We start from the raw sequence: 15,083 nt of genomic DNA, 5'->3' as shown, positions 1-15,083 counted from the left end.
CCACCTGATATGGCCGAAGATTTATATGTCCCCAAAGAGGCTTCCAAAGCAAAGAAATATGAGTCGCTGATACCGCAGTTGAAAGCATTGACGGAAGATGAGCCCGATCTCATTGCCAACATGGCCAACATCGCTGCCGCACTGAAAGAGGTTTTTAATTTCTTCTGGGTCGGGTTTTACCGGGTTGTGGATGACCTGCTGGTGCTTGGGCCTTTTCAGGGGCCGGTAGCCTGTACGCGGATATCCTATGGTAAAGGGGTTTGCGGCACTTCCTGGAAAGAAAGCAAAACCCAGATTGTACCCAATGTCGACGAGTTTCAGGGGCATATTGCCTGCAGCTCTCTGTCAAAGTCGGAAATCGTGGTGCCCTTGCTGAAGGATGGATCAGTAAAGGCGGTTCTGGATGTGGACAGTGATATTTTGGAAAATTTTGATGAGACCGACGCCCGTTTCCTTGAAAAGATTGTTGCATTGCTCAATTTTTAATTATTTTCTTTGAAGTTTAGAAAACAAAACACTATCTTTGTAGCCACAAATCCAGACATATTGCGGAAGTAGCTCAGGATAGGTAGCGCACGACCTTGCCCCGAAAGGAGATGGGACCGGCCTTGGCAAGGTGATATTCAAGAGATGCACACGGCGGTGTGAAACAAGGTACAATATTGCGGAAGTAGCTCAGGATAGGTAGCGCACGACCTTGCCCCGAAAGGAGATGGGACCGGCCTTGGCAAGGTGATATTCAAGAGATGCACACGGCGGTGTGAAGGAAGTACAATATTGCGGAAGTAGCTCAGGATAGGTAGCGCACGACCTTGCCCCGAAAGGAGATGGAACCGGCCTTGGCAAGGTGATATTCAAGAGATGCACACGGCGGTGTGAAACAAGGTACAATATTGCGGAAGTAGCTCAGGATAGGTAGCGCACGACCTTGCCCCGAAAGGAGATGGGACCGGCCTTGGCAAGGTGATATTCAAGAGATGCACACGGCGGTGTGAAACAAGGTACAATATTGCGGAAGTAGCTCAGGATAGGTAGCGCACGACCTTGCCCCGAAAGGAGATGGGACCGGCCTTGGCAAGGTGATATTCAAGAGATGCACACGGCGGTGTGAAACAAGGTACAATATTGCGGAAGTAGCTCAGTTGGTAGAGCACGACCTTGCCAAGGTCGGGGTCGCGGGTTCGAGTCCCGTCTTCCGCTCAAAGCTGGAAACGTTCTTCTACGTACATGTGGAGGAGCGTTTTATTTTTTTTCGGGGGTTGTATTCTACCTCAGTCATTTTGCCTTGAAAACCTCTTCCCGGGCAATGGGAAACCGATTTTTTTATGTAAGTTTGTATGTGAAAATTTAGAATGTCTATAATTAATGAACAAAATAGTGATTTTGCTCATCTTTTTGTTGTGTTTCGCATCCGGAATTTTTTCGTCCGGTCTGCCGGCAACAGAAGTGAGGGCTGTATGGCTGACCACGAACTATGGACTGGACTGGCCACGAAGCAGAACCAGTCAGGGTGAACAAAAAAAAGAGCTGATTTCCATTCTGGACAATCTGAAAAAGAACAATTTTAACACCGTGATGTTCCAGGTGAGGACACGGGGTGAAGTTTTTTATAATTCCCGGATAGAACCCATGTCGTCCATGATCGTGACGGCCGGAGGTGCTGGAAAATTCGACCCGCTGGCGTTGGTCGTCGAGGAATGTCATAAGCGGGGATTGGAGTGTCATGCCTGGATTGTTACCTATCCTTTGGGCGGGGACAAACATGTGAAGAGTCTGGGTATGTCATCGGTCACCAGAAAGAATCCTTCCATTACAAAAAAATTTAAAGGTGAATGGTTTCTGGATCCGGGTAATCCAAGAACGGATGACTATCTCCTCTCCATTATTGAAGAAGTTGTTACCCACTACGATGTGGACGGCGTTCATTTCGATTATATCCGTTATCCCGATAACAGGGGACAATTTCCCGATGATGGAATGTACCGTCTATACGGCAAAGGAAAAACCCGGGCCGACTGGCGAAGGGACAACATTACCCGCTTTGTAAAGAAAACATACGAGAAAGTGAAGGAATTAAAGCCATGGGTACAGGTAAGCAGTTCACCCCTGGGAAGGTACCGTTCGCTGGGGGGGTACGGATATGGCTGGACAGCTTTTGAAACAGTGTATCAGGATGCCGGTAAATGGATGAAAACGGGAATACACGATGCCGTTTACCCGATGATGTATTACAAGGATAAACTGTTTTATCCCTATGTTGATGATTGGCTGAATCATGGGAACGGGCGAATCGTGGTACCGGGCTTGGGAGCATATCAGATGATTGAGCTTGGATGGTCGCAACAGGATATTCTGAATCAGATAGACTATACCCGCATGAAAAATGCCGAAGGGCAGGCCTATTTCCGCACCGAAAATGTATTGTCAAATACCAAGGGGATTCTTCAGGCATTGGAGAAATATTACAAATATCCGGCAAAGCTTCCTGCAATGATCTGGCTTTCTGATTCGGTACCCGGGAAACCTTACGACCTGAGGGCTGAAAAAATGTCGGATGGCTCGTTTCAGCTGAAGTGGGAGGTTGAAAATCAGGATGCCAGGGTTACCTTTAATGTGTACAGGAGCGATAGCGAAGAACTCAGTACCGACAAAGCAGAAAACATCCTTGCTGTGGGCTTGAAGCAACCTCTGATAAATCTTATTGTCCCAGACACCGACGAGGCATTCTATTACTATATTACCGTTTCCGATTCCTATCACAATGAAAGTGAGGTGAGCACTCCCGCCTTCTTTTATCACTCTGAAATGGTAAAGTAATTAATTCTTTATCAGTGTATTAGTTTGCCGTGCTATAAAATGTAAAAACAGCCCGGATTGTTAGGATTAATCAATAAATTGGAATAATTTTGTAAGAATGGATGGCAGTCAAAAGCTAAGAAAACAGGCGCGGGATGAATTTATGGAATATCTCACGCAGCACAAGCACCGGAAAACGCCGGAACGTTTTGCGATACTTGATCATATCTATACCACAAAGGGACACTTTGATATGGATGCGCTCTATAAATCGATGATCGATGTGAACTTCCGGGTAAGCAGAGCTACCCTCTACAACACCATAGAACTACTACTGGATTGTGGTCTGGTGGTGAAGCATCAGTTTGGTGGAAACGTATCAAAATATGAGAGAGCCTACGGGAACGAAAACCACGATCATATGATCTGTACCACCTGCGGACAAGTGTGGGAAACAAAAAACAGCGATTTACTCTCACAGGCGCAACTGAAAAAGATTAAGAAATTTACGGTTAATTATTACAGCATGTATATCTATGGAACCTGTAGTAAATGCAGTCATGCCAAAAAGATGGCATTGAGGAAACTGACCAGAATCAAAAATGATAAAACCGATAACAAATAGGTACATATGAAAGTTGATGTAATTTTGGGCCTCCAGTGGGGCGACGAAGGAAAAGGAAAAGTGGTGGATGTGCTCACACCCGATTATGAGATTGTAGCACGTTTTCAGGGTGGACCCAATGCGGGACATACCCTTGAGTTTGAAGGTGAAAAATATATTCTGAAATCGATACCGTCCGGAATATTTCAGGAAGGAAAAATTAATATCATAGGCAACGGCGTGGTGATCGATCCTGCTTTATTCAAACAGGAGGTAGAAGCACTGGAAGCCACCGGCCACGTACTTACCGACAGGCTCTACATTTCCAAAAAGGCACATCTTATCCTGCCTACGCACCGTTTGCTGGATGCCGCCTCGGAGAAGGCAATGGGCGATGCGAAGATCGGTACCACGGGAAGGGGAATAGGACCGGCCTATACCGACAAGGTGAGTCGCAACGGACTTAGGGTGGGTGACCTGTTTCATAACTTTGAAGAGAAATACCGGAACGCGGTAGCACGCCACAAGGAAAAACTGAGTCCCTCAGACTGGGAAGATGTGCTTCCTGATCTGGAAAAACAATGGTTTGAGGGAGTGGAGAAATTAAAGACCTACCGAATAATCGAGAGTGAACATTTTATCAACAAGCATCTTGCCGGCGGTGGAAAGGTACTGGCAGAAGGAGCCCAGGGATCAATGCTCGACATTGATTTCGGATCCTATCCTTTTGTCACCTCCTCCAATACCATTTGTGCAGGTGCCTGTACCGGACTGGGTATCGCGCCGAAGATGATCGGAGAAGTATTTGGTATTTTCAAGGCTTACTGTACCCGCGTGGGGAGCGGGCCTTTTCCCACGGAGCTGTTCGATCAGGACGGACAAATGCTACGGGATCAGGGAAGAGAATATGGTTCCGTCACAGGCCGGCCACGTCGTTGCGGATGGATCGATCTGGTAGCACTGCGCTATACCATCATGTTGAACGGGGTGACCAAACTGGTAATGATGAAGAGCGATGTGCTGGACAGCTTTGACAGCATCAAGGCATGTGTGGCATACAATATCAACGGAGAGATAACGGAGGATTTGCCATTCGATATCACCGAAGGTATTGAACCGGAGTATGTGGAACTGCCGGGATGGAAAACAGATATGTCAGCCATGCAGTCGGAGGATGAGTTCCCGGAAGAATTCAATAACTATCTCTCCTTCCTGGAAGACGAGCTGAATGTACCCATTGCCATTGTCTCTCTTGGTCCCGACAGGGCACAAACCATCATCAGGCAGGGGTAATTCAAGAAACTATCTTTCGCGTGAAGGTGAACTATTGAAACATCGAATATGTTAAACAGATATACAACGTACATTTATGGCACTCATTTGGATTATATTTATCGGGATCGCCGTGGCCGGATGGGCTGTGCAGGCGAGACTGCAGAACAGGTTTAAGAATTATTCAAAAATTCCACTGCGTAACGGGATGACCGGAAGGGATGTAGCGGAAAAAATGTTGCATGACAACGGAATTTATGACGTGCAAGTAATCTCGGTCAGAGGCCGGCTTACCGATCACTATAACCCGCTTAACAAGACCATTAACCTGAGCGAGCCGGTTTATGGGAGTGATAGCGTGGCCGCTGCTGCCGTCGCTGCCCATGAGACAGGTCATGCGCTACAGCATGCAAAAGGATATGCACCGCTAAAAATGCGGTCGGCATTGGTACCTGTTATTTCATCCACCTCTAAATGGGTGATGTGGGTATTGCTCTTGGGAATCATCATGATCGAAACCTTCCCGATGCTGATTTGGTTCGGAATTGCCATCTTTGCCTTGTCTACACTTTTCAGTTTCATTACACTTCCTGTGGAAAAAAATGCGACCAACCGGGCGCTCCGATGGCTGAGCAGTGCGGGGATTACCGATGTGAGCAATCATAACCAGGCAGAAGATGCGCTCCGCTGGGCAGGGTATACATATGTGGTTGCTGCCCTCAGTTCGCTTGCCACCCTCCTTTACTATATCATGATCGCCATGAGTGGCAGCAGACGATGAACAAAAAGAGATCATCGGTTGTTTATGATAAATATAATCGATGAAAGGAGTTGTGTTATGAAAACTATTTATCATGCTGCGGACAGTCGCGGACATGCCGATCATGGTTGGCTGAAGAGCAATCATACATTCAGTTTTGCCAATTATTACAATCGATCCCGGATGAATTTTGGAGTATTGCGGGTGATCAACGATGATCATGTGGAAGGTGGCGAGGGATTTGGTACACATCCGCACAATGACATGGAGATTATTTCAATACCGCTGGAGGGAGATCTGGAGCATCGTGACAGCATGGGAAACGGCGGGATTATCCGTAAAGGTGATATACAGGTGATGTCGGCAGGTACGGGAGTCACGCACAGTGAATTCAATGCAAATGCCGACCGGCCGGTAAAATTTTTGCAGATCTGGGTTTTTCCACGTGAAAAGGGAGTAGCACCCCGCTATGGACAGACGCATATTGCTGATCATGCCGCACCCGATGATTTCCAGCAAATTGTATCGCCCTACAAAGAAGATGCAGGCCTGTGGATTAACCAGGATGCCTGGTTTCACCTGGCCGATTTCAGCGCAGGAATAAGTAAAACCTATGAACTGAAAAAGCAGGGCAATGGAGTCTATCTTTTTGTGATTAGCGGACAGGCAAAAATAGGTGATCAGATTCTTCATACACGCGATGGATATGGCATCTGGGATACAAATAGTTTCACCCTTGAAGCTACAGAAAAATCAGAAATCCTGCTTATGGAGGTGCCAATGGAACTACAGTAATGACTGTACCCAATCAAGTTTTTTAATAAAGACGGCAACAATCGCCGTCTTTATTTGTTTAGCCATAAATCAATTGTTTGGAAATGAAGACGATCTTACTCACCGGAGGTTCTGGCATGATTGGTCGAAAACTTTCGGATTTGCTCATAGAAAAAGGATATCAGGTGATCTGGCTAAGCAGGGAGCGACACGTGAATGGGTCTATTCCCCGTTACAGGTGGAACTACCTGAAAAATGAAATTGACCGGGAAGCGCTGGAACAGGCTGATGTTATCATCCATCTGGCAGGATCAAACCTGGGAGAAGAAGCATGGACCCGGCGCAAAAAACAGGAGATTGTGGAGAGTCGTGTGCAAACTGCCAGGTTGCTGCTTGAAACGATTCGGTCGATGCCTAAAAAACCTGAGTCGTTTATTTCTGCTTCAGCAGTGGGTTATTACGGGATGCAGACCAGTGACAGGATATACAGTGAGGAGGATCTGCCTGCACAGAATGATTTTCTAAGTCGTACCTGTAAAAAGTGGGAGTCCGCCGCATTTGCTTTCCGGGATGAACTGGGTATGCGGACGGTGGCATTGCGTACGGCATTTGTAATTTCAAAAGAGAGTGATGCTTTTAAACGAATGAGTGTACCCGCCCGGTTTGGTCTGGGCGCCCCGCTGGGCAGTGGCAGGCAATATTTGCCCTGGATCCATCTGGACGATCTGTGTCGGATCTATTTAAACACAGTGGAAGATAGTAGGATGCAGGGAATATACAATGCTGTTTCCCCGCAACAGATTACCAATGCCGAATTCATGAAAGTACTGGCAAAGGAAATGAAACGTCCTTTTTTTATTCCCCGAATCCCCGCATTTATTCTGCGCCTTTTTATGGGTGAAGTGGCCGGAATGATACTGGAAGGAAGTCGTGTCTCCCCGCAAAAAATCGTCGATGCTGGTTATCAGTTTTTATACCCTACGGCGATGGAAGCTATTCGAAGTTCACTCTGAAAATGGCTTTATCGCAAAACAAAAACATCAGGGAGCTTATGATGGAAAAACCGAAGATCCTTCAGCATGTATATACTCACCCGCTGTTGACAGATGACGACCTTCTTACGATCAGCTCATTACATAAAATGGTGGTATACAACAAAGGGGATTTTTATCTTAGAAAGGGAGAGCAACCCGACAGTTACCTTATTCTGCAAGACGGACTTATGCGCTCTTTTGTGTTGGATTATGAAGGCAATGAGATTACCACCCACTTCTTCACAGAAGGGGAGGTAGTCATTGAAGTATTGTCGTTATTTAAACGTAATCCTTCCGAAGAGTCTATTCAGGCACTGACCGACTGTATCTGTTGGAAAATAGATTTCGAAGTATTTGAAGAACTGTTCCATACCATTCAGGGACTGAGTGAATGGGGACGTGCCTGGTTTTCAGAAGAACTTTCGAAGTTCAAGCAACGTTCCGTGGAAATGATTACCCAAAGAGCCGCGGAACGCTATACAAGATTAATCAGGGAAAAACCGCAGGTTATCCTTCAGGCTCCCCTGAAACAGATCGCCACCTACCTGGGAATTACCGACACTTCACTGAGCCGGATACGAAAAGAACTATCAAAGGGAAACTTTCTTGCTACAAGATAGTTTTTCAGGAGAAGCGCTGCTATGCTCTTTTTTTACTCCAATCTGTTTTCTTGCCATAGGATAAGTGTTTTTAATCTCATCCGTTATATATTTGCAATGTAGACCTATTCTAAATAAACGAAGTTATGGAAGAATTGATATATCCATGTATCTGGTGTAACAACAATGCGCGTGAAATGACTGATTATTATCTGTCCGTTTTTCCCGATATCGAAATTGTAGATCAAAACAAATGGGTGCATGTATTGAAAATATGCGGACAACGTATTATGCTGCTGAACGGCGGAGAGATGTTCCGTCCCAATCCTTCTTTTTCTTTGATGTATCTTACGACCCGCGAAAGAGAAGTGGAAGCAATTTCTACAAAGCTGATTGAAGGAGGCAGGGAGTTAATGCCTTTGGATTCCTATCCTTTCAGTGCCAAATATACCTGGGTTGAAGATCGTTTCGGTGTTTCATGGCAGCTTTACACCGGACAGGAGAAGGAGATCGTTCAGAAGATCGTACCCACCCTGATGTTCGTTGGTGATAACAATGGGAAAGCAGAAAAGGCGATAGATTTCTATACATCGGTTTTTCCCGCTTCTGAAAAAAGAGGTATCCTCAGGTATACCGGTGATGAGGGCGAGAGGGCTGGGCATGTGCAACATGCAGAATTTAAAATAAACAATTATCTGCTTATGGTCATGGATAGTTCCTATCCGCATGCATTCAGCTTTACAGAAGGAATGTCGATTGTGGTTGAGTGCCATACGCAACAGGAAGTTGACCATTACTGGGAGAAACTCACTGCCGACGGCGGGGAGGAGAGTATGTGCGGCTGGCTGCGGGATAAATATGGCGTGAGTTGGCAGATTACCCCCGCAGCAATGAAAGATCTTTTGCTCAAATCACCAAGGGTGATGGAGGTCATGAGGACCATGCATAAGCTGGATATCCGGAGACTTCAGGAAGCTGCCGATTGAAAGGTGGTGACTGTAATTTAATAAGAGTTCTTAAAATCATGTTACTGTTTTATTCTTTACAATTTCTTAAACACTTACAAACTATGGCAAAATTAAATCCGTACCTCAATTTTGATGGTACTTGCGAAGAAGCGTTTGATTTTTACAAATCAGTTTTTGGAGGAGAATTTACTCATATTTCCAGAATGGGAGAAATAAACATGGAAGGGATGCCTATACCCGAGGAGGATCGAAACCTGGTGATGCATGTAAGTCTGCCTATAGGGAATGATATTCTGATGGGATCAGATGTGCCGAGTCGTATGAAGCCCGGCTTCAGTGCAGGCAACAACAATTATATCAGCCTTATGCCTGACAGTCGGGAAGAGGCCGACCGCCTCTTCAACGAACTTTCGTCCGGTGGTGAAGTGGAGATGCCCATGGAAGAGATGTTCTGGGGCGACTATTTCGGAAGCTTCAAAGACCGGTATGGCATCTGGTGGATGATTAATTATCCTTTAGGGCAATCCTGATCCTGGCAGCAACAGTTACAGGGAGAGTTAAAGAACAGTCCGGCAACCGAAGCTATCTTCACATTCGGCTACCGGGCTGTGTTATTAAAAAAAATCAGGCCTGCGGATTGAAGAAGGGGTATTCTTTCACGACAACGAATTCATCCTCGAGAAGTTTTTTTTCTTTTGCCGTAAGAGGTTTGTTTATGATCTCTTCAATGTGGTCCACGCAAAAGGCAAAGTTCCGGAAATCACCCGGAGGAACAATCACATCTGCACCGGCCCTGAAGGTATATTTCAATGCGGCAATGCCCATGGCCGGATTACTTACATCAATGGGTTTTACCCACGATTTGGGATAACTCCTGCGTTCCTCCTCATTTAGCCACTTGCGATGCACCAGTCCTTTTAATGCGATCACACCCATACCTCTTCGTCTGGCATCTTTGGCAACACCTGAGCCCCATTGAGCAAGCATATCCATCTGCCAGTTTATCGGAAACATCACCGTATCAAAGTCGTACATCGACATGGCACGCAACGCCTGTACCTGCGAATGAGCAGAAAATCCTGCCTTGCGAATGCGCCCGCGCCGCTTTTCCTTTTCAATCATTTCCATCACACCACCAGGTGCAAATGCTTTGTCCACATCTTCGGCTGTAGTGAGGCTGTGCAACTGATAAAGATCGAAGTAATCGGTGTGCAGCAACCGCAGAGACTCTTCGAATTCCTTCTCTGCACCTTCTCTGGAGCGTTGTGTGGTCTTGCAGGCCAGATAATTCTCTTTTCGGAAAGGTTTCAGTGATATTCCGAGTTTTTCCTGCGCATCACCATACGAGGGAGCCACATCGAAATAATTGATACCTCTGTCCAGTGCCCAGGCAACATAATTGTCTGAAGCTGCCTGCCCGTCTTTTCTTGAAACAATGCCCCCATAGACTACCGGAAATACTTCAAATCCGGTTTTTCCCAGCTTTCGTTTGATACTTTTGTTCGCGGATATGTCTTGTACATCCACGGTGCCGGCAATCACATCGGATACCTTTCCTGCTGCTCCGATGGCTACCGCGCCGACCATACTTCGTTTAATGAATTCGCGTTTATTCATGATTGTCTGTTTTTATTATCTTGCTGCTTTTGCGATACGATAGAGCCGTCCCTCATCGGTCACGGCATAGAGTGCACCGTCTTTCCCGTCGGCCACATCCCGGATGCGTTGTCCTTCGTCCTCCAGTAAACGTTCCTCACCCACAACCTTATTGTCTTTCAGGACCAATCGCGCAATATGCCTGCTACTCAGTCCGCCTATGAAAAGGTTGTTTTTCCATTCGGGAATATCGCTGGAACTATAAAAGGCCATGCCGCTGGGAGATTGAACCGGATCCCAGTAATAAACAGGTTGTTCCATACCTTCCAGTTGGGTGATGCCATCACCAATTGTATTGCCATTATATTCGATGCCATAGGTGATGACAGGCCAGCCGTAGTTCTTGCCGGGTTTAATCAGATTAATCTCATCACCGCCGCGGGGACCCATTTCACTGAGCCATAATTCGCCTGTAACAGGATGGATATCGAGACCCTGCGGATTGCGATGGCCATAGCTGTAGATCTCGGGGAGTGCATCGGCCGTGTTTATAAACGGGTTACCTGGTACCGGCCCGCCTTCGGTGGTGATATAGACCACCTTGCCATGGGCGGTACTCAGCTTCTGTGCGTTGGGGCGGGTAGCCAGGTCGGACCGTTCACCGGTAGAAACAAAAATATTACCCTTTTTGTCAAAAATAAGGCGACTGCCGAAATGCATACTGTTGTCGTAAAAAGGAATGGCACGGTAGATGATCTGGAAATTTTCCATGCGTGTCTCATCGTCAGACAATCTGCCTTTGCCCACTGCAGTGAGAGAGCCTTGGGGAGTGCGTTCGGCCAACGTGAAATAAAGCATCCGGCTAGTGGCAAAGTCGGGCGCCGGGGCTACATCCATCAGTCCGCCCTGGCGTCTGTCATCCACTTCCGGGAAGCCTGTGATCTTCCCGCTCACCGTGCCATTGGCAGTAATAAGGCGTGCTGTACCACCTTTCTCGGTGATTATCAACCTTCCGTCCGGCAGGGCGGTGATAGCCCAGGGATTGGAGAGGTCGCTCACGATGACAGTTGCCTCATACGGAGTGTTTGTTTTTACTCCGGCTATGCGTGTCTGTCCTTCAAATGCGGGTGTATAACTTGTATTGGGTTGCTGTGTCTCCACAGGGGGCAAGGTATTAGCTGGAGCCTCCTGAGAATTTCCCTTCCGCTCATCGCAGGAGGCAGACAGAAAAAAGAGTGCCAGAACAAGGAATGCTGTAACTTGTAAATGTTTCATAGAATCTTTATTTAATAAACTTGAAATCAATCTTATTTACAACAACCTGTTATATATAATTGTTTTTTTGTCGTGTATTCTTTGTTGTAGGGTGGCCCACTATTTTATATCTGTTTCAATCCATTGAGAACGATTCGGGGGGGTGGGAGCCGTGACCTGCCGGGGCGGATTTTTCCGGAGTGTGTCCAGCAGTATCTCCACTGCTTTTATCAGGGAGGGATCGTTGCCTTTGGCTAGCTCCTCGGGACGGTCTACCACCTCAATATCGGGATAGACACCAATACCTTCAATGATCCATTGGCCATCTTCATTGTAGATACCAAAGCGGGGAACGGATATGTAACCTCCATCCACCAGGCGTGCATTGCCGGAGATACCCACAAGCCCTCCCCAGGTACGGGTGCCGATAAGTTTCCCTTCACCGGTCTTTCGAAAGAAATAGGGAAAGGCATCGCCACCGGAGGAGGAGTAGCCGTTGATCAACATGGCTTTGGGGCCGTCGTGTGAGATGCCGGGCGACTTCATTGGTTGCGGCAGACCGTTACGATGCCAGTAAACCAGGGTACGACGGTTGAGCAGGTCGATCATCCGGTCGGGGATAAATCCGCCTCCATTGTAGCGGTCGTCGATGATTAGCGCCTCCTTGTTGTTGTAGGCCAGCATCCCCTTAAAAAGTTCGCGATTTCCCTCGATGGCGGTGTTGGGCACATGAATATAACCAACCCGGCCACCAGAGAGTCGCTCTGCCATCTCACGGCGACTCCTTACCCAATCGAGATACCTGAGTTCCGTCTCGCTGGTAATAGTTTTTATTGTGTAGTTTTTTGCACCGGTTGTGTTTGGCACACTGCTGACGGTCACTTCCACGTGTCGGCCTCCGAGACCCTCCAGCAGCTCATATGGATTTTGTGCGGTGGTAAGCTCCTGCCCGTTGATGCGGAGGAGGTAGTCACCTTCTTTCACATCGATTCCGCTTTCGGTAAATGGTGAGCGGCGGCTTTCGTTCCAGTTCTCACCGGCGTATATCTTCCTTATACGGTAACGTTTGGCATTAAGATCGGCCTCCAGTTCAGCACCCAGAAGTCCCCCCTCGATTCTCTCCACACGGTTGATATCACCCCAGTCTACATATGCGTGGCCGGTATTGGTTTCACTGACTATCTCATTTAGAATGTAGTCAAGATCGAAACGGCTTGACACGTGGGGTAGCAACTCCCCGTAATTCTTTCGTATCCCTGCCCAGTCCACACCATGGAGGTTGTTCACGTAAAAAAAGTCACGGAAAATACGGAAGGCGTCTGCATAGATTTGTTCCCATTCAGCCCGGGGCACTATCTTCATGACCATATTTTTCAGGTCTATCCTGTTGTTACCGGCTTTTTGTCCCGGTTCAGTCCTGGCCACGGCGAAATCCTTTCCTGTACGATAGATAAAGGATTTGCCGTCGGCAGCCAGAATGCCGGAGCCGGCACCATCGAGGATCTCCTCGGTTTTCTCCTCCTTGAGATTATAACGCATGATCTTATTTCCAGCTGAATAGAGTAGCCCCTCCTCCGTGGCGCCGATGATACGGTAATTGCCTGCCGGCATGGGAAATACCTCAATGCGGTTGCCGATGTTGCCGAAGTCGATCGTTACCTTCACCTCCTTGGGTATAGCTGAATCCTTTTCATCGCTCGTTTCTTTTCTGTTCTTCTTATTTATTACTTTTTTGTCCCGGTTATCGTCTTTTTCAGGACCGCTTGGTTCAGCATCTTCCTTATAGCGTATGAGCGTGGTGCCGTCGTTCCGCAGAGGTAGGGCGTAAATGCGTGTGGCATTATTGTAAAGATAATCAAACTCAAAGTTGCTGAAAGCGAGATTGAAGTCACGATTGGAAAGGAAAAAGAGGAATTTGCCATCACGGCTGAAGACCGGGTTTCCGTCGGAGAAGGAAGCATCCGTAAGCTGCTGCTTTTCACCGGTTGATACGCTATAAATCCAGAGTGCCGACTGGTAGTTGGGCATCGATTTGCTGTATGCTATCCAATGGCCGTCGGGGGAAAAGGTGTAATCCCTGATCTCTTCGGCCGAAGCTTCGTCAATGACGGTCTGTCTGCCGGTGGAGGCATCCACCAGCCACAGCTTCATGGTACGGTCGCTATATGTCAGGTGCGTACTGCGGGGTGACCATTCGGCATCATATTTCCATGCCGAAGAACCGCTGGTAAGCTGTCGGGGTTTTGCACCTTCTTTATTTTCTAGAAGGTAAAGTTCATACTCACCCGTGGCATCGGAGTAATAAGCAATCTGCTTGCCATCGGGAGACCAGGCGGGAGAAAGCTCGCGCACGCCCTGGGTGTTGGTAAGATTCTTGATCTCCCCTTTTTCTGCGGGTAGGGAGAAAATGTCGCCCCTGGCTTCAAACAACGCTCTTTTTCCGGTGGGAGAGAGGCTGTAGCTACCGATAAAATCAGTGACATTCCTGAAGTAAGGTTGCAGATTGGGATTGTCGTAGTGGATGGAGACCGTGATCTTTTCTGATTTACCCGTCGAGAGCTCCAGCACATAGAGATAGCCACCGTTTTCATATACCAGCCTGTCTTTATCGCCTGAGGGCCACATCACATCGAAGTCGGTGTGGCGGGTGATCTGCTCGTTTTCGCCGGTAACGGTATTGTAGCGCCATATGTTAAGGCGGGTATCACGGTCGGAGGCATAAAAGATATAGTCTCCCTGCCATACCGGCCACTGGTCCGACCCGGTCCATTGTGTAATCTGCCGGGCACTGTTATTTTGCAGGTCGTAACTCCACAACTCGGTAGCGCGTCCGCCCTTATATCTTTTCCAGGTACGAAATTCACGGTCTGTCGGTGTAAAGCAGAGTTGGGAGCCACTGGGTGAGTATGTGGCAAAGCCGCCGTTGATGATGGGTAGCGGCTCCTCGAATCCACCTTCTATCCCGACAGTGAAGTAGCGACCGTTACGCTCTCCAAACGCGGTGCGGTTGGCCCGAAAGAGGATGCGACGGCTGTCGGGTGTCCAGTCCAGTACCACATGATCGAACCCGCCCCGCGGCGGCATCTCGCCCACTGAGTTATAAAAGGTGAGCTGGCGTGCCGTACCTCCTTCGGAAGGCATTACCCATATCTGCCGGTTCCCCGAGTATTCTGCCGAGAAGGCAATCCACCTCCCGTCGGGTGAGATCTTGGGAAACAGTTCAATGCCGGGGTGTGAAGTGAGCCGCCGGGCATTACCGCCGGAAACATCTGCCCTCCAGATATCGCCGGCATAAACAAAAGTGACGAGATCTCCGTTTATGTCAGGATAACGAAGCATACGGGTGTCATCCAGTGCCAAAGCCTGTAGTATAAAGAGGCTTGTCAGAATCAGTGTGGTTATTTTTTGCATTATCCAGGTTTTAAA

Annotated in this window: 13 protein-coding genes and 1 tRNA gene; 11 read left to right on the top strand and 3 right to left on the bottom strand. The window is 47.7% G+C overall.

Annotated features, from left to right (window positions below; all coding sequences use genetic code 11):
• Positions 1 to 9 precede the first annotated feature (9 nt).
• The 11 genes from AC1HCU_RS05995 to AC1HCU_RS05945 all read left to right on the top strand — a co-directional run bounded on the left by AC1HCU_RS05995 (position 10) and on the right by AC1HCU_RS05945 (position 9,337).
• Positions 10 to 486, top strand: a complete 477-nt coding sequence (locus tag AC1HCU_RS05995) for a GAF domain-containing protein (protein ID WP_480370268.1) — start codon at positions 10 to 12, stop codon at positions 484 to 486.
• Positions 487 to 1,127: 641 nt separating this feature from the next.
• Positions 1,128 to 1,200, top strand: a tRNA-Gly gene (locus AC1HCU_RS05990).
• 165 nt (positions 1,201 to 1,365) lie between these two features.
• Positions 1,366 to 2,817, top strand: coding sequence for a glycoside hydrolase family 10-like protein (locus AC1HCU_RS05985; protein WP_480370265.1), 1,452 nt, complete (start codon positions 1,366 to 1,368; stop codon positions 2,815 to 2,817).
• A 97-nt stretch (positions 2,818 to 2,914) separates the two neighbouring features.
• Positions 2,915 to 3,421 carry a Fur family transcriptional regulator gene (locus AC1HCU_RS05980; protein ID WP_480370263.1) on the top strand — a complete coding sequence of 169 codons (507 nt, stop codon included), beginning with the start codon at positions 2,915 to 2,917 and terminating at the stop codon, positions 3,419 to 3,421.
• Between the two features lie 6 nt (positions 3,422 to 3,427).
• Positions 3,428 to 4,693 carry an adenylosuccinate synthase gene (locus tag AC1HCU_RS05975; protein WP_480370261.1) on the top strand — a complete coding sequence of 422 codons (1,266 nt, stop codon included), beginning with the start codon at positions 3,428 to 3,430 and terminating at the stop codon, positions 4,691 to 4,693.
• A gap of 76 nt (positions 4,694 to 4,769) precedes the next feature.
• On the top strand, positions 4,770 to 5,453 hold the full coding sequence (locus AC1HCU_RS05970; protein WP_480370259.1) for a zinc metallopeptidase: 684 nt from the start codon (positions 4,770 to 4,772) through the stop codon (positions 5,451 to 5,453).
• A 57-nt stretch (positions 5,454 to 5,510) separates the two neighbouring features.
• Complete coding sequence (locus tag AC1HCU_RS05965; protein WP_480370256.1) at positions 5,511 to 6,227, top strand: pirin family protein; 717 nt, start codon at positions 5,511 to 5,513, stop codon at positions 6,225 to 6,227.
• A gap of 83 nt (positions 6,228 to 6,310) precedes the next feature.
• On the top strand, positions 6,311 to 7,219 hold the full coding sequence (locus AC1HCU_RS05960) for a TIGR01777 family oxidoreductase (protein WP_480370253.1): 909 nt from the start codon (positions 6,311 to 6,313) through the stop codon (positions 7,217 to 7,219).
• Between the two features lie 38 nt (positions 7,220 to 7,257).
• Positions 7,258 to 7,860, top strand: a complete 603-nt coding sequence (locus AC1HCU_RS05955) for a cyclic nucleotide-binding domain-containing protein (protein ID WP_321722055.1) — start codon at positions 7,258 to 7,260, stop codon at positions 7,858 to 7,860.
• Between the two features lie 125 nt (positions 7,861 to 7,985).
• The gene (locus tag AC1HCU_RS05950) at positions 7,986 to 8,825 is read left to right on the top strand and encodes a VOC family protein (RefSeq protein WP_480370251.1); all 840 of its coding nucleotides are present in this window, start codon (positions 7,986 to 7,988) and stop codon (positions 8,823 to 8,825) included.
• Between the two features lie 83 nt (positions 8,826 to 8,908).
• Positions 8,909 to 9,337 carry a VOC family protein gene (locus AC1HCU_RS05945; RefSeq protein ID WP_480370248.1) on the top strand — a complete coding sequence of 143 codons (429 nt, stop codon included), beginning with the start codon at positions 8,909 to 8,911 and terminating at the stop codon, positions 9,335 to 9,337.
• Between the two features lie 94 nt (positions 9,338 to 9,431).
• Here the strand turns inward: AC1HCU_RS05945 and AC1HCU_RS05940 are convergent, their stop codons facing one another.
• The 3 genes from AC1HCU_RS05940 to AC1HCU_RS05930 all read right to left on the bottom strand — a co-directional run bounded on the left by AC1HCU_RS05940 (position 9,432) and on the right by AC1HCU_RS05930 (position 15,068).
• Entirely contained in the window at positions 9,432 to 10,424 is a 993-nt protein-coding gene (locus tag AC1HCU_RS05940) for an aldo/keto reductase (RefSeq protein WP_480370245.1), read from the bottom strand.
• A 15-nt stretch (positions 10,425 to 10,439) separates the two neighbouring features.
• A complete protein-coding gene (locus AC1HCU_RS05935; protein WP_321721997.1) occupies positions 10,440 to 11,678 on the bottom strand; it encodes a PQQ-dependent sugar dehydrogenase in 1,239 nt (412 codons plus the stop codon).
• A gap of 99 nt (positions 11,679 to 11,777) precedes the next feature.
• Complete coding sequence (locus AC1HCU_RS05930) at positions 11,778 to 15,068, bottom strand: S41 family peptidase (protein ID WP_480370240.1); 3,291 nt, start codon at positions 15,066 to 15,068, stop codon at positions 11,778 to 11,780.
• Between the last annotated feature and the right edge of the window lie 15 nt (positions 15,069 to 15,083).

The organism is Proteiniphilum sp. LBM24028, assembly GCF_056629195.1.
Note: the sequence above shows the minus strand (reverse complement) of the source record. Positions and strands in the feature narration are given on the sequence as shown.